Here is a 24,560-nt window from a genome sequence, read left to right on the forward strand (position 1 = left end):
GCATATCCCTTCGTAGGAGTAGCGTTATGAAGAAGAGCATTTTGAGTTTTGTCGGTGCCGGGCTTTTGAGCCTTGCATTAACCGTACTGCCATTCGACCAAAGGGCTGCAGCGCAAGATATCGAGCGAACGACTACGCCGGTTGTAGAAACAGCACGCAATGAGTTTAACTGGGGACTCTTAGGCTTGATTGGCTTGTTGGGGCTGGGTGGACTGATGAAGCGTGATGCGGATCATCCTGCTCATCGCGACGCCAGTGCCTACCCTCGCGATACCACATCCACCGCAGGCACTCGGACCCCGAACGTTTGAAGCTGATTATGGGGACACAGACAATGTTTGCTCAGCCAAGGACCGCTGCTAGCTCTGAGAGCTACTGCGGCCCGGAATATGAACCCTCGAAAGGCGATCCGGCGATTCCGGTTCCTGAGCGGCCAACGCCGGACGTTCCAGATGTCGGAGATCCACCCAATGTGGCTCCGCCAATGACGGACCCGCCTCCAAGTCGGCCAGAACCAACACCTGACCAGTCTCCACAACCACGTGCAAGCACTATGCGTCGTATCCTAGGTTCGGTGCAAGCCACTTCTCGGCGGTCGATATCGGCCAGCCTTTGCGCTTCGCATAATCTTCCACTTGATCGCGCGTAATTTGATCAACTGCGAAGTATCTCGCCTCGGGATGCGAAAAATACAATCCACTTACCGAAGCGGCAGGCCACATCGCATAACTTTCCGTCAATGATATGCCAGCACGTGATTCAACTTCCAACAGTTGCCACAAGGTCTTCTTTTCGGTGTGGTCAGGACAAGATGGATAGCCAGCAGCAGGACGTATTCCCTGATACTTCTCATCAATAAGTTCATCTTTGGAGAGCTGTTCGCTTAGCCCCCATTCCTTCCGAACTCGCTCGTGCAACATTTCAGCAAACGCTTCCGCCAAACGATCCGCGCAAGCTTGCACCAAGATCGCTTTGCCATCTTCCATTTCGCTACGCAATTGCTTGGCTAGCTCGTCGACGCCGTGACCAGCAGTCACCGCAAAGGCGCCGATATAATCGGGCTTGCCAGTCGGGTCCACATAGTCCGCTAGACTGCGGAAAGCCTTTTGATCGACGCGCTCCCACTGTTGTCGCAACATCTCAAAACGTGCAAGCTCTTCTGCTCGCGTATCATCTTTGTACAAGATGATCGTGTCCCCTTCACCCTTGGCAGGAAAGAAACCATAGACGGCCTTTAGACTGACGGTCGCATCGTTTTCGAATTGATCAAGCACTTTTTGTGCGTCGTCGTACAGTTCTTTTGCAATCTCACCGACCACTTCGTCCTTGAAAATCTTTGGATACTTGCCCTTTAGTTCCCATGTCATGAAGAAAGGGGACCAATCAATATAAGGTCGCAGTTCTGCCACCGTGGTGCTTAGGTTTCGTACGCCGACAAACTGCGGCTTGGGCGCTTGGTAGTTCTCCCAGTCCAGTTGCAGCTTACGTTGCTGTGCTTCTGAGTAATCCACTAGTTTGCGTTCACGGCGTTTGGCAAAACTCACTCGCTCCTCTTCCTGCTTCTCGCGGATCTCAGCTCGGAACGCATCGCGACTGTCGGGATTCACCAATTTTTCGACCACAGGCACACTCCGCGAAGCGTCTAGGACGTGGACCACTTCGTGATCGTAGTTCTGAGCGATCTTCACCGCGGTATGCTTCGCACTAGTGGTCGCTCCGCCTATCAGCAACGGAATATTGAACCCTTCACGCTGCATCTCTTTCGCGACATGTACCATTTCATCCAGCGAAGGCGTAATCAAGCCCGACAAGCCGATCACTTGCGCACGTTGTTTCTTGGCCTCTTCAAGGATTCGCTCGCAGGGGACCAGGACTCCCAAGTCGATCACTTCGAAGTCATTGCACGCAAGCACGGTTCCGACAATGTTTTTGCCGATATCATGCACGTCACCTTTCACTGTGGCCAGCAGCACTTTACCGCGACTGGTGTGCGCGCCAGTGTTGCCAGCCGCAGCCTTTTCCGCTTCCATGAACGGCGTCAAATAAGCGACGCTCTTTTTCATCACCGCTGCCGACTTTACCACTTGGGGCAAGAACATCTTGCCTTGCCCAAACAAGTCTCCGATCAAGTTCATCGCGTCCATGAGCGGGCCTTCAATCACCTTCAGCGGACGACCAAGTTTCTGGCGTGCTTCTTCGGTGTCGACTTCAATATAGTCAGAGATGCCTTTGAGCAGCGCGTGTCGCAGTCGCTCTTCGACAGTTCCTTCGCGCCACGCGTCGACTTTGACCGGAGCCTTATCTTTCGCTTTGACCGTTTCAGAAAAGTCGATCAAGCGTTCGGTTGCATCGGGCCGTCGATTCAGCAGTACATCTTCGACGCGTTCACGCAATTCTGGCTCGATCTCGTCGTAGACTTCCAACATTTCGGGGTTCACAATCCCCATATCAAGCCCGGCATTGATCGCATGATAGAGGAACACCGCGTTCATCGATTCACGAACCGTGTTATTACCACGGAACGAGAACGATACGTTGCTGACGCCACCGCTAGTTCGCGCGCCAGGGCATTCCTTCTTGATGGTACGAACCGCTTCAATAAAATCGACAGCGTAATTCGCATGCTCAGGCAGACCGGTCCCGACGGTTAAGATATTCGGGTCGAAGATAATGTCTTCGGCAGGAAAACCGTTCTCGGTCAGTAACTTGTAAGCGCGTTTGCAAATGCGAACTTTGTTTTCATAATCGGCCGCTTGACCTTGTTCGTCAAAAGCCATCACGACCATCGCAGCGCCATGCTGATGAATGAACTTCGCTTTGCGCAAGAATTCTTCTTCGCCCTCTTTCAAACTGATAGAGTTCAGGATCGGCTTGCCCGGCGAGTGACGCAGACCGACTTCCAGGATTTCCCATTTCGAGCTGTCGACCATGATCGGAACTTTAGCGATATCCGCTTCATGGGCGATGAGATTCAAGAACGTGCTCATCGCCGCCGCTCCGTCCAGCATGCCTTCGTCCATGTTGACGTCGATCACATTCGCGCCGCCTTCGACTTGCGTGCGAGCTACTCGAATCGCGTCCTCGAATTTGCCTTCTTTGATCAGCCTCGCAAACTTCTTAGAACCGGTTACGTTCGTTCTTTCCCCGACCATCACAAACGGATTATCTTTTCGGAAGATCAGTGGTTCGTTGCCGGCGTATTGCGTGGGGCGTCGATGTTCTTTCTTTCCACGTGGCGTTAGACCTTGGACAGCTTCTCCAATCGCCTTGATGTGCGCAGGCGTACTACCGCAGCAACCACCGACAATATTGACCCAACCTTCTTTCGCAAAGTCACGGATGAAACTAGCCATCTTGGCCGGCGTCTCATCAAACTCGCCCAGTGCATTGGGCAAGCCCGCGTTAGGATAACAACTGATCGCAGCATCGGAAACCGAAGCAAGTCGTTCGATGTAGGGACGCATACGGTCCCCGCCCAAAGCGCAATTCAAACCCACGCTTAACATCGGGAAGTGCGCAACGGAAATCCAGAACGCTTCCAACTGCTGGCCCGTTAATGTGACGCCGCCGTCAAAGATGGTCGCCGACAACATCACTGGCACGCGGTGATTCCGCTTGGCAAAGACATTCTCGATTGCGACCAAACAGGACTTGAAGTTCAACGTGTCGAAGGAGGTTTCCGGCAACAGCAGGTCGACACCGCCATCCAACAGTCCTTCGACGTTGACTTCATAACTTTCAACCATCTGCTGAAACGTATAAGGCCGCGTGGCAGGATCGCCTTTGGCATTCATCGCCAACTGAACCGCCGTAGGCCCGATACTGCCTGCTACGAAACGAGGTTTGGACGAGTCTCGCTTCATGACTTCATCGACCGCGCTGCGAGCGACCTCCGCGCCGGTTTTCGAGATCTCATACGCAAAATCCGACATCTTCGTTTCGGCCATGCCGATCAGGCTGGCGTTGAACGTGTTGGTTTCGATGATGTCGGAACCCGCATTGAGGTACTCCAGATGAATCCCCCGAATCACATCGGGCTGGGTCAGCACCAGTAAGTCGGTCGCTTTGGATAAATCCGCCGGATGATCTTTGAAGCGTTCGCCACGGATCGCATCTTCAGGCAATTTTTTCTGGAAGATCAAGGCCCCCATCGAGCCATCCAGTAGGAGGATTCGTTCCTCCATCAATTCCAGGAGTAAGTTTTCCGTATCCGTTTGAGGTCGAGTTAACATTGAGCGTTTTAATACAGGGACAAATCGGGAAGATACCAATTCTACTTCAAGCTTGGCTTCTTCAAAATCGCTAACTGCTTGTGATAAAGGCTTGTAACGATTTTTCTAGCAAGAATTGTCCTAAATGCAAACGTTTAAGCCACCTTCAGCGACAGAATCAAGGATTCTGACTCTGCCCAAGGATGGGGCTTGGTTGATTTTGACATCACTGAGAGCCGCTGGTGCCCTTCAGCTTTACCGCATTGGACGGCTCTGCCTGCGGCTTTGAATACCACGCCTGGATACCATGTCAGGGAATATCTAGTCCTTATTGAGATCCGCTTTTGCAGCGTTGGCGCGGGGGCTGCCGCGTAGACGCCGTTTCTCTGTTCGATCAATCTGCACGATGCAACCATCTTGGACAATGATGGTCACCGAGCCAAACTGCAGCCCACGGATACTGGACTTCAGTTGTGACAACTCCAATTCGCCAAGCGGATTTCGATCATCACTAGATGAATCCTGAACGCTGAATGTACTCACTTCCGGGCCAACCTTTCTTCTGTACTAGATCTCGTACTCGGGCACAAAGACCCGCAGTGATTTGGGATAAACGTAGACTTCCTCGTTGGGCAATAGCAGCAGTTCTTGAAAGCGATCTTGATTCAACTCAATTTGGATTTCGTTGCCACCATCCGCGAGCAAATGCACCTTCGCTACGGGCCCAGCCGGATTGGTGCGAATGACACGCGCCTTCAAGCTGCTCGAACCGTTGCCTGTGCGTTGGATTTCCAACTCGTGGGGACGCATGTAAACGGTCGCGTTTCTTTCATGACCTGCGGTATAACGCGGATAATCGATCGACAGATCTCCTAGGATTGCTTTCCCATCTTTGACCCGTCCGTGGAATACGTTGACTTGTCCCAAGAACTTCATCACAAACTCGTTGGCCGGCGAGTGAAAGACTTCGCTTGGGCTACCAATTTGCTCCACTTTTGACTGGTTCATGACCACGACTCGATCGGCCAGCTCCAGTGCCTCTTCCTGGTCGTGTGTTACCAGGACGCTCGTCAGATTGATCTCATCATGCAGCTTGCGTAACCAACTGCGAAGGTCTTGCCTCACGCGGGCATCCAGCGCCCCAAACGGTTCGTCCAGCAACAGCACTTTCGGTTCCACGGCCAGTGCGCGAGCGAGCGCTACGCGCTGACGCTGGCCGCCGGAAAGCTGGCTTGGCAGGCGATGGCCGAAGCCTTCTAGCTGAATTAGCTTCAAGAGTGCGTGTACGCGATCCGCAATTTCAGGCTTTGACGGACGAGCAACTCTGGGTTTCATGCGCAGGCCGAAGGCGATATTATCAAAGACATTCATGTGTCGAAATAACGCGTAGTGTTGAAAGACAAATCCAACTTGTCGTTTGCCAACGGCACTGCCCCGTACGCTCTGACCATGAAAGAGAATATCCGCCTCTGGATGATCGTCCGGAGCTTCCAGCCCGGCGATGATCCGCATCAGTGTTGTTTTGCCCGACCCGGAAGGCCCCAACAATGCCACCATCTCGCCGTCATGGATGGTAAGATTCACATCTCGCAGGGCAGTAAATGTGCCAAACGTTTTGGATATACTGCGAACTTCGATACTCATAATAACCTCTGCCGTTGACGGCTTGATCGATGGGGTGTTGCACTTGAAACAAAGATTGGGTTAGTCATTGGACGACGGCGTTGACTTCAGTCGGGATTCAATCGCCGTCTTCGCTGCCAGCGTTGCGATCGCAAGTAATGCAAGTATCGAGGCCACGGCGAACGCGGCTACAAAGTTGTATTCGTTGTAAAGGATCTCCACATGCAATGGGATCGTGTTGGTCTTGCCTCGTACATGTCCTGACACGACCGATACTGCACCGAATTCACCCATTGCTCGAGCGTTACACAAGACCACTCCGTAAAGCAGCGCCCATTTCACGTTGGGCAACGTCACATACCAAAACGTTTGCCAGCCGTTGGCTCCCAGCGTGATCGAGGCCTGCTCTTCTTCGGTCCCCTGCTCTTGCATCAGCGGGATTAAGCTTCGTGCTACGAATGGAAAGGTGACAAAGATTGTTGCCAGGACAATTCCGGGCACGGCAAAAATGATTTGAACATTGATCGATTCCAAGTACGCCCCGAACCAGCCTTGCATGCCGAACACCAACACGTAAACCAAGCCTGAGATGACGGGCGAAATAGCGAACGGCAAGTCGATTAAAGTAATCAGCACGCTCTTGCCCACAAAATCGAACTTTGCAATCGCCCAAGATGCCGCCAGGCCAAAAACTAAGTTGGCTGGCACCGCGATCGCGGCTGTAAGGACCGTCAGCTTGATCGCCGCCAGCGCGCCTGGTTCGACCAAGCTCGCAAAATAGGCTGCGAATCCTTTGCGCAACGCCTCACCGAAAACGGCTGCCAGCGGCAAGAAGAGGAATAGAATCAAGAATGCAAATGTAATTGCGATCAGCATCCACTGTACCCATAACGGTTCACGTGAAGCTGCCGCCACACTGCGGAATGCAGTCTTGCTTGACAAGGCGTTGGCGGGGCGGTCTTTCATCGCTGAGGCTTCCATCTTTTAGATTCCTTTCCTTTTGCCACTCCACCACTGGAGTAGATTGATCAGCAGCAGTATGAGAAATGAAGCCACCAGCATGACCGTCGCTATGGCCGCAGCACCTGCCACGTCATATTGCTCGAGCTTGGAAATGATCAATAGCGAAGTGATCTCGGTCTTCATCGGCATGTTGCCGGAGATGAATACGACTGAACCGTATTCGCCCACGGCTCTAGCAAAGGCCATCGCAAAGCCGGTAAGCAACGACGGTAGGATGGTCGGTATGATGACATGCCATAGCGTTTGAAGGCGTGACGCTCCAAGGCTGGCTGACGCCTCTTCTTGCTCCTTGTCCAAATCTGCCAGCGCTGGTTGTAATGTGCGTACTACAAAAGGCAGACCGATAAAGGTCAGTGCGATCACAATTCCAGTAGGCGAGAACGCCGTTTTGAATCCCAGCGGATGCAACCACTGACCAATCCAACCTGTTTTGGCGTAGATTGCGGTAAGTGCAATACCTGACACCGCAGTCGGCATGGCGAACGGTAAATCAACCATCGCATCAATCAACTTTTTACCCGGGAACGTATAACGCACCAACGTCCACGCTACGATGAATCCAAAGACCGCGTTGATCAGTGCCGCGACGAGGGCCGTGGTAAAAGTCAGTTTGTACGAAGCGACGACCCGCGGCGTAGTCACAGCCCTCCAAAAGTCGTCCCAACCTAAGCTGACTGACTTTAAGAACAGTGCAGCCAGCGGTATCAGCACAATTAAGCTTAGGTAGGTCACTGTATAACCTAAAGTTAACCCAAAGCCTGGCAGAACACTGTGCTTGCGTATTGCTTTGACCATCATGATCGCGTTTTGAACTTTCTATCGACTTGCGTTCGAAGCTTCTGAATCATTGACCTGCCACATAGATCTGATCAAAGCTGCCGCCATCATCAAAGTGAGTTCGTTGTGCTTGCACCCAACCGCCGAAGACTTCATCCACGGTGAATAGTTCCACGTTGGGTAACTTGGCAAGATCATCAGCATCCGCGTGCTCGGGGAGGGCTGGGCGATAATAATGTTTAGCAACCAATTTTTGACCTGCCGGCGAGTAAAGGTATTCGAGATAAGCTTTAGCAACGTCGCGTACCCCCTTTTGTTCCACATTCTTGTCGACCAGAGCGACGGTTGGCTCTGCAAGAATACTCACAGATGGCACGATGATTTCAAACTCATCTTTGCCCAGTTCATTGACTGCCAGGAACGCTTCATTCTCCCAAGTCAGCAAGACGTCGCCGATGCCTCGTTGAACGAAAGTGGTAGTAGCACCACGTGCACCGGAATCTAGGACTGGCACATTTGCAAATAGCTTTTGAATGAACGCTTTCGCCGACTCTTGATTCCCGTTGGGCTGTTTGAGCGCGTATCCCCAAGCTGCCAGATAGTTGAGCCTTGCTCCTCCAGAAGTCTTAGGGTTGGCCGTAATGACTTCCAGGCCGGGTTGGATTAAATCATTCCAGTCCTTGATCTTCTTCGGGTTCCCTTTGCGAACGAGAAAGACGATCGTGGACGTGTAAGGAGCACTATTGCTGGGCAGTCTCGTTTGCCAGTCGTCAGGGAATAGTTTCGTCTTTTCTGCGATCGTATCGATGTCGTATGCGATGGCTAACGTAAGTACATCTGCCTTGAGGCCCTCGATGACTGCCCGAGCTTGCTTACCAGCTCCGCCATGCGATTGTTCGATGTTGACCCATTGCCCTGTCTTGTCCCGCCAATGCTTTGCGAACTGCACATTGTACTCGGTGTACAATTCGCGGGTCGCATCGTAGGAAACATTCAGCAGCGTTACGACCTCAGTCGGCTTGCCCGACGAACTCGCGTCGTTGGAGTTCGTATTTGGATCTCCGCATCCGACTGCCAGCAATAGCAAGGTAACGGCTGTCAAACTAACGATTCTACGCTTCATAATTCTATCTTATTAGCTGGTGTTTCTAACGCGGAATGATCTGCATCGATGAAGGACGCATCGAGAACTCACCCGATCTTGTAAGGCGAACGCTGTGCCAAACGGCTGGTTACTTCCCAGTCCCGCAAGGCGTTGCGAACCGCGACAAAACGCTTTTGGGTAACCGCGCCATTACAGTTCAGCATTTAGAGGGGGCATCAGCCCCTTTGCTGCAACAGAAATTAACCGAGCCCTCGCCGGTAGATTCAGTCGCAAAACACCCCCGCTAGTAAATAAGAACGTCGGCTAGTATATGTGATAGATAGCGAGCATATCTACCTGCGAAGAATTCTGCTTGACTTGGGAAGATGGCTTAAGTTCCGTCGGCTGCCTTTGTTTCATTGCTGTTTTAACAATTTTCTTACCATTTCTGCGTAACGTGAAGGACGGCACGCGACTCGCGTTAAAAGTGCTGTGCGGAAAATAATCGAGCACTAGTAACAAATATTGCCTTCATATACGAAGACGTCAGGTTATTTAAATGGCGAATGGGTTAACCTATCCAGATATGCTGGGAACCATTGGTGATACACCGCTGGTCATGCTGAAGCGAATCGTTCCAAGTCATCATGCCCGCGTGCTTGTAAAGTGCGAGTTCATGAATCCCTTGTCGAGCGTCAAGGATCGCATTGGTCGAGCGATGATCGAGGCCGCGGAGCTGAATGGTGAATTGAATGCTGAGAGCCATATCATCGAACCGACCAGTGGGAACACGGGGATTGCCTTAGCGTTTGTCGCGGCATCCAAGGGATACAAGCTAACCCTGGCAATTCCGGAATCGATGAGCCAGGAACGTAGAGCACTGCTGTTGGGCTTGGGAGCCGATTTCTGCCTCACTCCGGCGTCGCAGGGAATGAAGGGAGCGATTCTGAAGGCAGAAGAGCTATTTGAATCAATTCCAAACGCGTGGATGCCAAAGCAGTTCGAGAATCCAGCTAATCCTCGCATTCATGAACAAACTACAGGACCAGAGATATGGCTTGACACGCAAGGGCATATCGACGCAGTCGTGGTCGGGGTTGGTACCGGTGGTACGATTACTGGGATCGGACGCTATTTAAGAAAGAAGAATCCGAATCTGAGAATCGTGGCTGTGGAGCCGAAGGAGTCAGCCGTGATTTCGGGTGGCAAAGCCGGATCGCATCAGATCCAAGGGATAGGTGCTGGATTCATTCCAAAGAATCTTGACGTTGGGTTACTGGATGCAATTGATCAGGTCAGCAGTGAAGAAGCTTTGCTTATGGCGCGACGGTTGGCCAGAGAGGAGGGGCTGCTTGGTGGTATTAGTTCAGGTGCCAATGTTGCCGCAGCGGCTAGGCTTGCAGCTAAACCGGAGTTCCGAGGTAAGACCATCGTCACTTTTGCATGCAGTTCCGGCGAACGCTATCTTTCGACGCCGTTATATCAACTGATTGGCATGCAGAAGTTGAGTATCGAGTCGAGTATTGTGGAGATATAGACAAAAATGCTCGATTTTACGAGAGTGTATTCGTCATTCGAGCCCGCTACCATCGTTGAAGCGGACTGATAAATGTAAATTCAGTCCGCTTTGTGAAAAATGTCTACGTCACTCTAGCGTGTCTGTGGCTCGCAATTCGGATATTATTCCGGAGGCGGCTGAAAGAGTGGCGTCGACAAGTAACGCTCCCCCAAGCTACACATTACCGTAACGATCCGCTTATTTCGAAACTCCGGCCTAGCGGCAATCTTTGCTGCGGCGCAGATGTTGGCTCCACTGCTAATGCCCGCCATAATTCCTTCTTCGCGTGCCAAGCGACGTCCCCACGCAAACGCTTCATCGTCATCAATCAAGATAACTTCATCGACGATACTAGTGTCAAGATTTTTCGGGATAAAGCCTGCGCCGATGCCTTGGATCTTATGGCGACCTGGCTTGCCACCGCTAATGACTGGTGATGTTGTTGGTTCAACGGCAATAGCCTTGAAGTCCGGATTTAGTGCTTTGATGTACTGCGCGACACCCGTGATGGTCCCTCCTGTTCCCACACCAGCAACGATAGCGTCGATTTTACCTTGTGTTGCTTCCCAGATTTCAGGTCCAGTTGTTTCCTTATGAATTTGGGGGTTTGCAGGGTTCTCGAATTGCTGTGGAATCCAGGCGTATTCATCGTGACTTGCCAATTCACGCGCTTTTTCAATAGCACCACGCATACCATCTGCTGCTGGCGTCAGGACCAAGTCGGCTCCCAGTGCTTTTAGCATAGCGCGTCGTTCAATCGACATTGATTCCGGCATGGTTAAAGTTAAACGGTATCCCTTTGCTGCAGCGATGAACGCTAAAGCAATACCCGTATTTCCACTGGTTGGTTCAATGATCCGCGTTTGCGGTTTCAAGATGCCGTCACGTTCGGCCGCTTCTATCATTGCTCGACCAATACGGTCCTTCACGCTGCCCATTGGATTAAAAAATTCGCACTTCGCATAGACTTCCGCGTGATTGCTTGGTACCAAGCGATTGATGCGAACTAACGGCGTATAGCCTATCGTCTTAATGATCGATTCAAACATAAACCTTTTCAAGCTTTCTTGATACAGACATAATCCATTGTAAAACTAAACGAAAACTATTTAGCCAAGCCACGAATCACTTTAAGGAATGCTTCTACCTCTGCTTGGCTGTTGTATAACGCAAACGATGGTCGTACGGTTGATTCTAGACCGAAATGACGAAGAGACGGCTGAGCGCAGTGGTGGCCGGTTCGCACCGCAATTCCATGTCGATCCAGCTCTTTACCAACTGCGTTGGTCTCGTACCCCTCTAAGGTGAACGAAACTAAGCCAAGTTTATGGGGAGCACTGCCGTAGGTAGTGACGCCTTTGATTTGCTGAAGGCCTTTGGTCATTTGCTCCAGCAAAACGTGTTCGTGCGATTCAAGCTCGCTTAAGTTAAACTGTCGTAAGTATTGAATGGCAGCGCCCAATCCTACTGCGTCACCGATACTGGGCGTTCCGGCTTCAAATTTTGCTGGAGCATCCGCATAGGTCGTGTCGTCAAATCGTACGCTCGCGATCATATTCCCGCCACCTTGCCACGGTGGTAAAACCTGCTGCAATTCCGGGCTGACATACACTGCACCAATACCGGTCGGCGAGAAAACTTTGTGTCCTGAAAAGACAAAGAAGTCACAGCCCAATGACGTTACATCCACCGGCAAATGCGCGATCGATTGCGCGCCATCAATGACTACCCAGGCTCCATGTTTTTTCGCAAGCTGTGTTAGTTCAGCAATGGGTAAAACTGTTCCTAGAGTATTGGAAGCATGCGTGAACGATACAATTTTGGTCCGCGGGCCGAGCATCCGACGATATTCGTCCATGAGAATCTCACCGCGATCATTGATGGGAATCACACGGATTTTCGCGCCTGTTTCCTTCGCAATCATCTGCCAAGGAACTATATTCGCGTGATGCTCAAGTTCCGTAAGAATAATTTCGTCACGATCTCTGAGAAAAGTCTTCGTGGTATTAGCGATGAAATTAACACCTTCTGTGGTGCCTCGAACAAAAACAATGTCGGAAGCACTAGAAGCATTGATTAACAATCGAACTTGCTCGCGTGCGTTCTCGTATGCGTCAGTCGCTCTTGCCGCCAGCGTGTGAGCGGCACGATGGATATTTGAGTAGTCGTGCTCGTAAAAACGTGACATTGCATCAATAACAAACTGCGGTTTTTGCGTGGTCGCTGCATTATCAAACCAAACAAGCGGATGACCATTAACCGTCTGAATCAATGCTGGAAACTCAGCTCGAATAGTTCGTAAGTCAAATGGACGACTCGCTGGTCCAGGGACCTTTATTGGAGAGTGGTAGCTCGACGACCTAGTTGACCTTTTCCCCGAAGCTTCTGCCAGCGGCAGTGTTGAGCGATCGGATAGCGAGAGCTTCGAAGACAATTCTTTCAAACGCCGAATGAATTGCTCAGAACTCTGCGGCGGTTGATGCAGATCGCTTTTGACTATGTCAGGCGCTAGGTCACTTGGCGCATCACTCGAACGAAGATCGGGCTTTTGATGAACCAACTGGAAGATCTTTGCTGCCAGTAGTGATGCAGCGGATTGAGAATCAATCGTCTCTGACAGCTTATCCTGCTCCAAAAGATGAACTAGCGAATGGCTGACTCCAGTTTCATCAGCGGCAGTTTCTGGCAGGTCAAGCAAGCAAGGCTCGCTATCCACCGCAGGGACAACTGACGTCACACCGCCAGAACTCAATTGCAACAAATGATGCGCAATTGAGTTTGAGTCGAAACTCTCCAATGATTCAGTGAAATTTGCACTCATGACTAAATCCCCAGGCCATTATCAAACGACTTGGGAACGCGTTGCATATAGTCGTGATAGTAGCCGACTTCGACATTTTCTAAAACCGCCAACGCGTCATCGGTTAAGACTGCAGCAGAGAAATACAACGTGAGCAGATAGGAGCTCACTCCTAGGCTGTCTAACCCCATCAATCGAGCAGAAAGGCTGGGTGCAATCTCGCCTTCGATACCTGATTGGTGAAGCCCAACTACGCCCTGTGCTTCTTCTCCGATCCGAACCAACAGTATGCTAGTCGTTCCAGATGCTTGCCGCAGGTGATATCGATTCGTAACTTCCAACTTGTCACAAGGTACAATGGGGATTCCACGCCAGGAGATCATCTGATGGCCGAGAATATTCACAGTCACGGGGGGTACGCCTCGCCAAGTGCATTCCCGCAGGAAGGCCGCAATCGCTTTTGGATGAGCCAGGAAAAACGATGGCTTTTTCCACACCAGCGCTAGCAGCTCATCTAGGTCATCTGGCGTAGGCGCACCATATCGTGGACTCAATCGCATTGTGGGATCTACGGAATTCAGCAAACCGAATCGCTTGCTATTGATCAATTCCCATTCTTGGCGTTCCTTGATGCCTTCAATCGTTAATCGCATCTGTTCTGCGAGTTGATTGTAAGGGCCGTTAAACAGATCGGATACGCGGGTATGAACGCGGACAACCGTTTGCACTGCCGACAAAGCATACTCGCGCGGTGTTGGCGAATAGTCTACAAAAGTTTCGGGGATTTCGACGTTTTCCGCAAATCCAGACACCAGATCGATGTTTCGTTCGCCATAACGATTCACGCTGGATCGCAACTCTTGATGTTCGGCGAAGACCTTGGTGAACTCCTCTTCCAGCTCAGGCTTCTCAGAAAGCAAGGCGTTGAGATCTTTCCGTGTGAGCGTTAAAAGAACGCAAGGGGTGATCGTACGAATCGTCGCGTCTGAGGGTACATCCAATGCCAGGTCAAACTCGCCGAAGTATTCCCCTTCGGTTAGCAAAGCGAGTCGCAGGTTACTTCCATGCACTCCTTTACTCAGAACCTCAACCTGTCCAGTTGCGATAATGAAGAACTTGTTTCTGTCCTCGCCTTCGATCACTACCTTGTTACCGATAAGCACGGTTTCGGTTCGAAACGCGCTAACCATGCGGTTCAAGATATTGTCCGAGAGCTTTGCGAATAATGGCACGCGACGAAGGGCATCTGCAGTCAGAGTTGCCTGCCCGTCTACCACATCGACTGATATCCGCTCAGCCTTACTTAGATCAACCTTAGTTCGATTGACACGGTAGATGCCACCATCGACCTGCACCCACGGCAGCAACTTCAGTAGATGTCGCGGTGTAATCGACATCATCATAGGTGGTGTTTTGGTGGTAGTCGCAAGATTTCTTGCTACACCTGTTGTTACGCTCCGCTGTAGTAAGCTGTCACTCATATTTTCCCTAATGATTTATTCCTAATGAATGTTAGTTCTTATTTGATCTATTGAGAGACGGTCTCAAATTCCTATCGTCTTCAGCATCGTTCGCTCGCGAATGCTGTATATCCATAAGTGCGGCCTGCAGAGTTTGCAGGCCGCATCAATTTGACTGGTTACAGAACGATGCTCAAGCTTCGAACTGCAGGTTGCGCCAGTCTCTACTACTGAAAAGCTCGTCCGATACTTGGCTCAATGCCGCCACTGTTGCGGCTGTTGAGTGCACCGGCTACGCCGATGTCAATCTCTTGATCCAAGAATTTCACCGAACCATCGCCCAACAAGACGTGCAGTCCACCTGGATGGAACGAGTATGGTTGGCTTGAACCCTCGGTGCCATAAGGAATAGCAATTGCCGTCGTGCCAGGGCCATTGACTCTGGCTAAGCGGTTTGGCGGAGCCGTCGCGAACCCAGTTGCAACATACGGATCGTTTTCATGATCGAAACCATTGGTACGATTGATGTACAATCCAGGTAACTGAGTCCCTTCCTTGTTGGAACCTTCCAACAGAATGTCCGACGCTGGTCTGGCCCAACCGCCACCATTGGTGTGGTGAGCATACAAATCATCACTTACTAAGTTTCCATTACGGTAGATGAAAGGTCGCCCCGCAGACTCCCAGATAGCAATCGTGTTCGAAAGACCATCGGTAATCTCCTTGAAACTCAATTGCGAGTTCTTCGGAAAGAAGCCGTTAGTAATCTTCTCACCGGACGACGTCGGCGCTGAACTGGAACGAATCACAATAGGAGTTGCCAGCGTCTCACCGAAGTACTCCAACGCCGGCGAGTTCCCTACGGATGCAGCATAGTCACCCGTTGCAGCTATGCCTTGCCAGGTCGTCACACTACCTTTGAACTGATCTGGATTATGATCAAGTAGATTGTTGTGACGGGGTGCTGAAGGGCATTGCAACACCGGCAATTGCGTCGGAGTAACGCCTGGATTAATTGTCAGCCGTTGAAAAGCATCCGCAAAATCTGCTGGCGGTGTCGAATTATTGACCGTTGGATTGATCGATGGTCCACCGATGACATTACGGAAATGGCTCCAGTTCACAGACGAGTCGTATTGGCTGTACAAAGTCGTTTGCTCAAGATATGGCAAGAGTTGTACGTACAGGCCATAACGCACGGTCGATGCTGCAGAAGGACGACCACTGCTTGGCAGTTTGTTTCTCGCAGAGTGGAACGAATGGATGGCTAAACCCACTTGCCGTAGATTGCTTTGGCAATTGGAACGACGAGCAGCTTCTCGAGCGGTTTGCACCGCCGGCAGTAACAAGCCTGCTAGAATTCCGATGATCGTGATGACCACCAATAGCTCTACTAATGTAAAGCCTTTTCGATAACGAAACTTCGACATAATTATTTTCCTTGAGGTACTCGAGCACAGGCTGGCCACTACTGGGCCGCCAGATGCATAACAGTAAATTGAATCGAGATACTTCCACCCACGGATTGAGTGAGGCAGAAGCAATGAAGCGGCTCCTCCATGCGAAATTTTGGTCAGAGCCTTGAACAACACTTGTAAGCCGCCCGTATGTCAGGTCAGCCAGCAGACGCAGATCGTCTACTAAGAACAACAACAGCCAGCGTTATCGCTTAGCGATAAACGGAACTGGCAAAACACCACCTTCCCTGAAATACCTTCCACAATCAAGCTCTCCCGGCTAACGCACTTACAACACGGAGATGGTCGCTCAACGGCGAGTCTCTCTAACCACCATGACCCACTTAAAAGCGAATGGTGTGCCAATGACTAAATCGCGAACTATTCGCCAGAAGAACCGTTAAAACAAGCAAATACGATATGGCGACTGGTAAATGTGATAGATGGCTGGGGAATAGCCTAGATAGAATTAGTCTTCGTCGTCGCGATATTTCGTCCAATCGACACCCAGTTTGCGCATGCGAGCTCGCAGCGTGTGAGGATTGATTTTGAGCAAAGCAGCCGCGCCCTTGCGGCCTTCGACTCGACCGTGAACCAGTTGCAACACGCTTTCAATGTGCTGTTTGGCGACTTCATCCAGGGATAAAACCTGATCCAGTCGCTTGGTTCCTGCCGGAATCGAAATCGGCTTGGGAGATGCGACTTCTAGTTTTCCGTATCCCAAGGCGGTATCGACATCGAGTGATCTTCCGCCGCCCAGGATGACAGCCCTGTCGATGACCGCGCCCAGTTCTCGGATATTTCCTGGCCAATCGTAGCTCTGCAACGCTTGGAGGTTACGTTCAGTTGCGGCCACATAGGGCAAGCCGAATCGATGTGCGGCTCGCTCGGCAAAATGTTCGACCAAGGGAGGGATGTCATCGCGTCGTTCACGCAATGGCGGTAGCAGAATGGGGAACACCGCCAAACGATACCATAAGTCCTCACGAAACTTCCCTTCGCGAACCATGCTCGCTAATTCCCGGTGCGTGGCGGCGACCACCCGCACGCTGACATGGATAGGGTGGTTGCCCCCTACTCGTTCAACAAAGCCATCTTGCAGGACCCGCAGGAATCGAACTTGAGCTTCCAGCGGCAATTCGCCAATCTCGTCTAGAAACAGGGTGCCGCCATCGGCCCGCTCAAACCAACCTTGGCGAGACTGCTCCGCGCCGGTAAAACTGCCTTTCTCGTGACCAAACAGTTGTGAGTCAATCAGTTCAGCAGGAATCGCTCCGCAATTGACACGAATAAACGGCCCTTGCTGGAACTTCCCTCGTACGTGAAGTGCCCTTGCAATCAGTTCTTTGCCCGTTCCCGTTTCGCCGAGGATCAACACGGGGACATCGGAACCGGCGACCAACGAAACTCGCTCCATCACCATCCGCAGCCCGTTCTGCTCGCCGACAATGATATCTGTCAGTTCCTTCCGCCCCAGCTTTTGCAGCAACGCTCCTCGATCCGATTCGGCAGCGGCCCGCAAAGTTGTTATCTCATGTACGTGCAGATCATTGTCCAGCGCAACCGAAAACGGTTCGCGCAAAGCCGTCAATGTTTTGATCTGATCGCTAGTAAACGCCTCTTCCGATTTCGGGCAGACAATCAAGACACCTTTGGACCCATACCGGCCGCTTAACGGAATTAGCAAACTGGAAGAGTCGACGGAATCGGGTAACAGCAATTTGGCTAGCCCGGTGGCTCGTTTCTTCACCTCCAGCGACTGCGACTGTTGGCACCAATCTTCAATGCGTCGCGTTTCTGATTTTGTGAGGAGAACTCGATCCTCTGCCAGCTTTCTGCTCTTGCCGGTCATTTCTCCAGCGATCGTAAAGATCGATTCGGGTGAACTGCCCAAGCGGCGAACGAGGATCTGGCTGATCGGGACGCGTTTGGCGACGAGTTTCGAGATTGCAACTGTCGAGTCGTGCAGTTCGATATGCTTACAAGCTTCCCGCCAAATCTCGATCAGAAAGGAATCTTGCATACGGTACTGACGGTTCTATTGACGGATGACGGGTTCAATGAAATCAATCCCTGTGAGCTTCGGAGGCTTGGGGACTTCTAATTCTGCTGATATTTCTATCGCTTTTTCTTTCGCCCGGCAACTCTCACATAAATCTTCCACAACCCACTTGAAACCCTTCACCGTCTTCGTCTCGGTGCTCTTCATCAGCTTCTTTCGCGTGTGGATTTGAGCATGTGAGCTAGGGAACCAGTCGCGCCACACTAGCGACGCAGGTTTGCTTTTGACATTCTCCGCCTTGTTGGCTACGCAATCATTGCACGCTGGTTCACAGTGCATGCAGCCAACATGGCCAGGACCTGAAATGCAAAAGTCTTCTTCTGCAATTCCCCAGCATACCGTGCTCACCTTACGCTCTTGTTCCACAAGTTTGCAAACCTTTCGACATCCATCGGAGCAACCGCACTGGCAACAAGCATGAGGTTTTCGTCCCAGCAATGTGCTCAAATGTTGACTCAGTTCGTCACAGAAGCCTTGAGCGTAAAGCGGCCCACCGGCGCCAATCCATGCCGAACTTGCTACTAGAAGTACGACGAAAGGACTAGCAAGGTAGAAGGGGTTCATCTTTGAAATATTAAACATTAACGTCACCAATTGAAGTCGAAGCGCATGCCCAGGATATCGCCTTCAACGGCAGCGAAGGTCGTGTCCTCGGTCGTATAAGGGTGAATCCAATCGAACATGCAACGCACGCGGTCATTCCAGTACCAATTGAAACCAAACGACATGTCGTTGTATTGGCCAGCACTCACATTGTTCAGATCAAGATGTGACCAACGCGCCTTCAATTCAATCGCCCCCCAACTTATTCCGGCTGGAGTGATGAAGAAATTGGAGTGTGGAACGTTTCGGCCGAACTGCGCTCCATGTTGTCCAAATTTTTCATAGGTCCGTGATTCGCCGGTCACAAAGTAGCTGATGTGTGCATAGGTCCCATTGACAGTTGGCGACTGGCCATCCAATTGATTGATGGTCGTAAGGAAGGATTCTGTTTGCAAAGTCACACGGCCTACGACAAAAGCATTTTCCAAGTTGATTGTCGTATAGTCTTCGGCAGCAAGGACGCCGCTGTCGATCAATCGAACGCCTTCTCGGATCTGAGGCCTAGCCCGGAATCGAACTCGATTATCGCTATCGTGTGTGTACATTACGCCGAAGCCAGTATGCCACAAGTAACGTCCATTTGTGGTTTCGTCGTAATAGGGCAAATAGACGACTCGACCGCTCACGCGATAGCCTTGGTTGTCATCGATCTTTTCTTTTAAGCCTTCACTAACACTGTCGATAAAAAAACCAGTGGCCCAAGACAATCGCTCGTCCTGGGTGCTATTGTAGATCGCAAAGCCAACTTCACGATCCGCCGCGAAAATACCTTGGGTCGGAATCGATCGTTCTAGAAAAATGTTAAACGTGTCGTTGGTAACCTGCTCGAGACTGAAGGGCACAAAGAAGTTTCCAAAACGCAGACGCCCAATCAATGGTATCTCATTCATGGTTAGGTAAGCGTCTTTAACATCGGGCGAGATGACGTTTCCGATAGGGCTTTCACCGATCGACTCGGGCTCCAATGTCATTTGCAAACGAAAGTCCAGCACACCGTAGCCTTTGCCGTCGGCCAATAATCGCAAACGCCGGAACTCGGTGTAGTTGCGAGAATCAGGGATCGCATCGTCCGCTTTGGCCCAAGTGACAAAGTCTGTTTGAACATGCCCGCCCAGGCGAACTTCCCATTTGTCATTGGAAAGGTCAGTCCACTTCTTCTCTTGCTTCGTAGCATCCTCTTTAGCCGGCGCAGAGCTCGCCTTTTTCTTGCGTTGCTCTTCAGCGACTTCCAACAATCGCAGGCGTTCTTTCAGTTGGTCTAACTCGTCAAGTTGGATACTGTCTAGACTCGCTGAATCCGTTGCAGTTTCCTGGGACGCAGCATGATCCTCAAAGACGAGATACGGGGCCGCGCTTACCGTCGGATGAGCCAGTTCGGATTCCCATGGAGGTAAGCTGCCATATCTAAGCGGTTGCTGCAGCGAGAGTTGCTCGCCCGCGTGGATGTATGTGGCAGCAAGCAACAGTCCCCATGTCCAGCCCAATGCACAGCCTAGCGCTAGCGTTATTCGCTGCGTGCTAGTTGTTCGATGCGATGGGAGCATGTGCTGGTTTTCCTGCAAGAGATAAGAACGCCATAGCTAGCGTACGACAAGGAGCTCTCCTCTGGTGGACCAGTCAAAGAATTCGATTCTTCCGTTTATACCGATTCTTCCATCGGCTAGCTGGAGTAACAAATCGAAGCAAAATCTCAGCGAGTACCAACAATTCAAACCTGGATTCAAGCTGATGTTGTGCAGCTTGGTCAGATTGCGCAGCTTCGCATTTGTCGGCCAAGGTATTCAGCCCACCGCCTAGCCTTGAGCATCCAGATCTTCAAAGAATTTTCGCAAGCTGACGGCTTCCCGCTCCTTGTCCATCAGTCCAAGTGTAACCGGATCCACGGCCTGGATTGCGACTATATCGTCCGTCAACTCCGTAAGCCAACGCGACTGATGCAAAGTGGAGGACTGAAAGTTGTCCTCTGGGGCTGTTGCACTTTCGAACTGACTTAACCCTGGACCCTCATTACGCTCGGTCCCCAGCGCTGCGTGCAGATTGTTGGTATTGCCCACACCGGAAAACTCGACTGCCTGACGCAGATCGGTTCGCAAGTCCTTGATCTCGCCTAACACGTTGTGCAGCGCTGACTCACCGTCGGTTAATGCAGAATCGGTTGCCAGCACTGGAGGATTCGAGCTTTCGATGGTTTCGGGCTGAGCTGCAGTTGCTACGGTACTGAACTGCAGGAAAGCGGTTTGTACGGTGTTGAATCCGCGTGCAGTGCGAGCCCATTGTTCGTGTTGAAACGCAATGAAATCGCTTCCGATATGGTTGGTGGCATTCTGTGGGGAAAAGATCGATGCGGTATCATGGCCGCCGGCGGACGATATCGATTCAACTGATTCAAAGAACCTTGTATAGGCAAAATAGTTTGTGCCAACGATCGAAGCACTATCGCCGTTGGTTGCGAAATGATCGTTGCCCACTGAATCGTAAAGGACTGCGGTGTCGAAGCCGCCAGCAGTTCCGTACGCATAGACTCGCTCGAAACCGGTTACGAAATTAAAATATCCTGGTCCACGCATACTCGTGAACTGAGGCCGAATGCTTAGATAATCATCACCTGCAGAATCGAACAGATAAGCTTGGTCATTCCCGCCACGCGAAGCATCGATATAAAGTCGTTCGGCTTGTGTCACTACAAATCGATAGCCTACGCCGTCCATTTCAAATCGATTAGGGCGAATCGTCAGTTGGTCATTGCCGTCGGTATCAAAAGCATAGACGCGATCGGGGCCGCTGATTCCATTGAATTCGACATACTCTGATCCAGTCCAATCGACGCGCAAGCCATTGGACACCAGCGAACCGTGGTTGCTATACATGTGCACGGTCTCGGCCGCTGCACTGCCAGTGATGAGCAACCGATCAGCCCCACCGCTTTGGTTAATCATCAGCGAACTGATTGCACCGTTGGCGTATCGGTACTCGATGGCTCCAACGCCGACCCTGATGCCAGCGGAGAGATCTAACGTCACCTGGTCGTTGCCATTGGTTCCCTGGACCGTCAAGTTCGATCCAACTAGGTTCACAGCGTTGACGATATCCATCCGAGCGGTCCCGGCGGCGAAGTTGGTTTGGACCAGAAATCGAGTCGATGCGGGTGCCTGATGATCAATTCGCAGGATGCCATTTTCCACTGTTGTATCTACATCCAACGCTCGGCCGTCGCTGGCAAAAAGCCGCAGTGAATTGAGCGAATGGTTGCCGCTGACTTGAATGGACAGCAACCCATTGTTGGTGGTTTGTATCGCATAGAGCCCGCCTGCGGTCGCATTGAACGTATCGATGTCCACTGCGCCCAGTTCAACGGGAGTACCGATAGGTCCAGTATTTTGCTGTACCGGAGCGAAATCCCAATCAATTCTAAAGCGGCCAATTTGATTATTATCGGTGATCCCGAATGAATAGCTTTGGCCAGCCTCCACATTGAGCGTAACACTTCCGCTTGCATTCTGCGTAAATTGCTGCGAGCCGTTCCACAGAATCCACTGCGAGTCGGTCAATCGCGATGAATCAAAGCTCATTTCCAAAATGCCTGATTGCACGGCAGTCCAGCGATAGACGTCGACGTCGCCAATCTGATTGATGAAACCATCGATAGAACCACTGGCCTGCGAACTGGTTTGCAACTGGAAAGCGGACTGCAGAGTGTTCCCAACGTCATCGTCGGGAATGATCGAGTCCAGTGCCCTGAGGATGTTTAGGCGGCTGTAGGTACTGTTCGTGATCGAATCGAAGATCGAATCTGCGGTGGAGAATAAAGTGTGACGAATCGCATCCACGGTAACATTGTTGATGCCGACGATTTCGTACGCTTCACGAATAAGCGCCGCAGCACCCGCCACATAGGGGGCTGAGAAACTGGTTCCATTGACATTGGTGTAATCGTTCGCAATGTCATCGCTGCCCAACATAAAGTCAGGGACTGTGCTTGAGATGTTGCGTCCCGGAGCAGCCAAGGTGTCGGAGTCTCGTTGGCTGAAATCGGACAGTTGACCGTTGGCATCGACGGATGCGACTGGCAAAACAAATGGACTGGATGCAGGATAAGCGGTACCCGGTGTACGGTACTTTGAGAACGCGTTACCTGCGGATGCAATAACGAGGATTCCTTCATCGCGCAACATCTGCAATTCGTCTTCGAGAATAGCTCCGATTGGTGGGCTGGATGTATTGTGATCAATGCCCAGAGACAAGTTGACGATCTTGATTGGGTTTTCAAAGCTGTTGCGGTTATTGTAGATCCATCGCAACGCGGACTCGACCGCTTGGATCGAACCTCGGCCCATATCATCAAAAACGCGTAACGCTACGAAGTCGACATCCGGTGCAACACCAGTGGCGGAGCTGCCGACGACTCCGGCGACTGCTGTGCCATGATAGCCAGCGGGAGCATCGTCATAAGGATTGTTATCATTTTCAGCGAAATCGTATCCTCCGACAACTCGGAAATTTGGCCCATAACCAGCACCCAGATGAACGTGGTCATAAGCGATACCGGTATCGATAATCGCAACCGTCTGACCGGCTCCGCGCAAGCCGAATAGCTGGCGAGCAGTAGTCAGGCCAGTCAATGAATGTGCTGGAGTATTTTGAGCAGTGACCGTGGTTGCATGATTTTGGATATCATACATCGCTTGCTGGGCAAGTGGGTCAGAGCTGGTTAGCAAGTGGGTCTGAATTTCCCATGGTTCATCCACAATCGGTGTCGCTACGGGCGGTTCGATGTCATGCTGCTGCAGCAGTTCCTGCATGCTGTCGACCAGCGGCACAGCGGAAAACGCTAGTCGTTGTTCGCACAGGGTAATGCTGGAGAGCGGCAGCGGTTCCAGAAGTTGGGGCGCAAAAATGCGAGCTAGCCAGCGGATGATCTTTCTTACGAACATAAATCGAGCGACGCGATACCTCGGCGAAGTTTCTTTTATTCCCTCGAAAGCTAGGTTGCAGAACCATCGCCTGTGATGGGATCGCTGCGCTTTCGCGGTACGTCGCCTTGGAAATAGGCGGAAGAATCGATACGACCGATAGGATTGCTACTAACATCCAATTCTTGCCAGTGCCAGCCGATCTGCGCATGTCCGGGACTGAGGAGGAGCTTCAAGTTAGGCAAGTTGCATCGGACCGGGAGGACTGGCGAGTTCGTTGCGGTCAAAACGATTCTATTGATGTAAATCTTCTCGCGGGGTCGATGAAGCTCCAATCACAAGCTCTCACATCTATGACCACACCTCAAGGTAGCTTCTTCCGCCAACTTTCCTCGTTGCCATTTACGCTCGTTTGGTGAAATGATGAACTGGTTTCAACGCTTCTATTGGACAAAACTGTCAAAGCCTGCCGCAGACCGTGCGTTGTGGAAGCACTTGATTGAGAATCGAGTTTCCTCGATCTTGCAGTTAGGCATGGGCGACGGTTTGCAAACGACGAAGATTTTGCAACTGGTCCGCAGTGAGACGCCAGATGTTGCGCTGCGATTTGCGGGCGTTGATCTATTTGAATCGGCCAGCCAACCGCAAGCGCATATGAAGTTGAAGGATGCACATCGCCTGTGCGCAGAATCGGGAGTCAAAGCGCATTTGATTCCTGGCGAGCTAGCCAATGCTTTGCCTCGCGTAGCGGTTACGATTCTGCCGAGCGATTTGGTGGTGATCAATCAACCGTTTGCGGAAGGGTCGCGCGACTATGCGGCGATGACAGCTTGGTTGCCGCGATTGGTACATCCAACATCGGTCGTCTTTGCTCAGAACAGCCAAGGCAGCTTGGTCAAGGTTCAAATCACCGCGGCTTGCCAAAGCCGACAAGCTGCGTAGAGATTGGTAAACGCCGCAATCGGAACTGCGCAGCAGAAGCTGTGCTGCGC

General features: G+C 51.4%; 18 protein-coding genes. 3 read left to right on the top strand and 15 right to left on the bottom strand.

Annotated features, from left to right (window positions below):
- Positions 1–26 precede the first annotated feature (26 nt).
- The gene (locus SH302x_RS10485) at positions 27–311 is read left to right on the top strand and encodes a WGxxGxxG family protein (RefSeq protein ID WP_479368663.1); all 285 of its coding nucleotides are present in this window, start codon (positions 27–29) and stop codon (positions 309–311) included.
- Positions 312–551: 240 nt separating this feature from the next.
- Here the strand turns inward: SH302x_RS10485 and metH are convergent, their stop codons facing one another.
- From metH to SH302x_RS10515, 6 genes are all read right to left on the bottom strand, one after another.
- A complete protein-coding gene (gene metH / locus SH302x_RS10490) occupies positions 552–4,232 on the bottom strand; it encodes a methionine synthase (protein ID WP_479368664.1) in 3,681 nt (1,226 codons plus the stop codon).
- Positions 4,233–4,532: 300 nt separating this feature from the next.
- Entirely contained in the window at positions 4,533–4,754 is a 222-nt protein-coding gene (locus SH302x_RS10495) for a YezD family protein (protein ID WP_479368665.1), read from the bottom strand.
- A 24-nt stretch (positions 4,755–4,778) separates the two neighbouring features.
- Positions 4,779–5,855, bottom strand: coding sequence for a sulfate/molybdate ABC transporter ATP-binding protein (locus tag SH302x_RS10500; protein WP_479368666.1), 1,077 nt, complete (start codon positions 5,853–5,855; stop codon positions 4,779–4,781).
- A 60-nt stretch (positions 5,856–5,915) separates the two neighbouring features.
- Positions 5,916–6,815 (bottom strand): sulfate ABC transporter permease subunit CysW, encoded by a 900-nt coding sequence (gene cysW, locus SH302x_RS10505; protein WP_479368667.1) that lies wholly within the window; start codon positions 6,813–6,815, stop codon positions 5,916–5,918.
- Between the two features lie 3 nt (positions 6,816–6,818).
- Positions 6,819–7,655, bottom strand: a complete 837-nt coding sequence (cysT, locus tag SH302x_RS10510) for a sulfate ABC transporter permease subunit CysT (RefSeq protein ID WP_479368668.1) — start codon at positions 7,653–7,655, stop codon at positions 6,819–6,821.
- A gap of 46 nt (positions 7,656–7,701) precedes the next feature.
- Positions 7,702–8,757 (bottom strand): sulfate ABC transporter substrate-binding protein, encoded by a 1,056-nt coding sequence (locus SH302x_RS10515; RefSeq protein WP_479368669.1) that lies wholly within the window; start codon positions 8,755–8,757, stop codon positions 7,702–7,704.
- A gap of 520 nt (positions 8,758–9,277) precedes the next feature.
- Here SH302x_RS10515 and cysK (SH302x_RS10520) point away from each other — a divergent pair.
- The gene (cysK, locus tag SH302x_RS10520) at positions 9,278–10,255 is read left to right on the top strand and encodes a cysteine synthase A (RefSeq protein WP_479368670.1); all 978 of its coding nucleotides are present in this window, start codon (positions 9,278–9,280) and stop codon (positions 10,253–10,255) included.
- Positions 10,256–10,398: 143 nt separating this feature from the next.
- Here cysK (SH302x_RS10520) and cysK (SH302x_RS10525) read toward each other — a convergent pair whose 3' ends face one another.
- From cysK (SH302x_RS10525) to SH302x_RS10565, 9 genes are all read right to left on the bottom strand, one after another.
- Positions 10,399–11,325 carry a cysteine synthase A gene (cysK, locus tag SH302x_RS10525; protein ID WP_479368671.1) on the bottom strand — a complete coding sequence of 309 codons (927 nt, stop codon included), beginning with the start codon at positions 11,323–11,325 and terminating at the stop codon, positions 10,399–10,401.
- A gap of 56 nt (positions 11,326–11,381) precedes the next feature.
- Positions 11,382–13,097 (bottom strand): SufS family cysteine desulfurase, encoded by a 1,716-nt coding sequence (locus SH302x_RS10530; protein WP_479368672.1) that lies wholly within the window; start codon positions 13,095–13,097, stop codon positions 11,382–11,384.
- Positions 13,098–13,099: 2 nt separating this feature from the next.
- The gene (locus tag SH302x_RS10535) at positions 13,100–14,557 is read right to left on the bottom strand and encodes a family 2B encapsulin nanocompartment shell protein (RefSeq protein ID WP_479368673.1); all 1,458 of its coding nucleotides are present in this window, start codon (positions 14,555–14,557) and stop codon (positions 13,100–13,102) included.
- Between the two features lie 206 nt (positions 14,558–14,763).
- The gene (locus SH302x_RS10540; protein ID WP_479368674.1) at positions 14,764–15,966 is read right to left on the bottom strand and encodes a DUF1559 domain-containing protein; all 1,203 of its coding nucleotides are present in this window, start codon (positions 15,964–15,966) and stop codon (positions 14,764–14,766) included.
- A gap of 496 nt (positions 15,967–16,462) precedes the next feature.
- A complete protein-coding gene (locus SH302x_RS10545) occupies positions 16,463–18,016 on the bottom strand; it encodes a sigma-54 interaction domain-containing protein (RefSeq protein ID WP_479368675.1) in 1,554 nt (517 codons plus the stop codon).
- A gap of 15 nt (positions 18,017–18,031) precedes the next feature.
- A complete protein-coding gene (locus SH302x_RS10550; protein WP_479368676.1) occupies positions 18,032–18,637 on the bottom strand; it encodes a hypothetical protein in 606 nt (201 codons plus the stop codon).
- 5 nt (positions 18,638–18,642) lie between these two features.
- Positions 18,643–20,202, bottom strand: coding sequence for an OprO/OprP family phosphate-selective porin (locus SH302x_RS10555; RefSeq protein ID WP_479368677.1), 1,560 nt, complete (start codon positions 20,200–20,202; stop codon positions 18,643–18,645).
- A 249-nt stretch (positions 20,203–20,451) separates the two neighbouring features.
- Positions 20,452–23,589: a S8 family peptidase gene (locus SH302x_RS10560; RefSeq protein ID WP_479368678.1), complete on the bottom strand. Its 3,138-nt coding sequence runs from the start codon at positions 23,587–23,589 to the stop codon at positions 20,452–20,454.
- 50 nt (positions 23,590–23,639) lie between these two features.
- Positions 23,640–23,903 carry a hypothetical protein gene (locus tag SH302x_RS10565; RefSeq protein WP_479368679.1) on the bottom strand — a complete coding sequence of 88 codons (264 nt, stop codon included), beginning with the start codon at positions 23,901–23,903 and terminating at the stop codon, positions 23,640–23,642.
- 85 nt (positions 23,904–23,988) lie between these two features.
- On the opposite strand from SH302x_RS10565, the gene SH302x_RS10570 reads away from it, so the two are divergent.
- Positions 23,989–24,510, top strand: coding sequence for a hypothetical protein (locus SH302x_RS10570; protein WP_479368680.1), 522 nt, complete (start codon positions 23,989–23,991; stop codon positions 24,508–24,510).
- The last annotated feature ends 50 nt before the right edge of the window (positions 24,511–24,560 follow it).

The sequence above is a fragment of the Njordella calcicola genome (genome assembly GCF_056494125.1).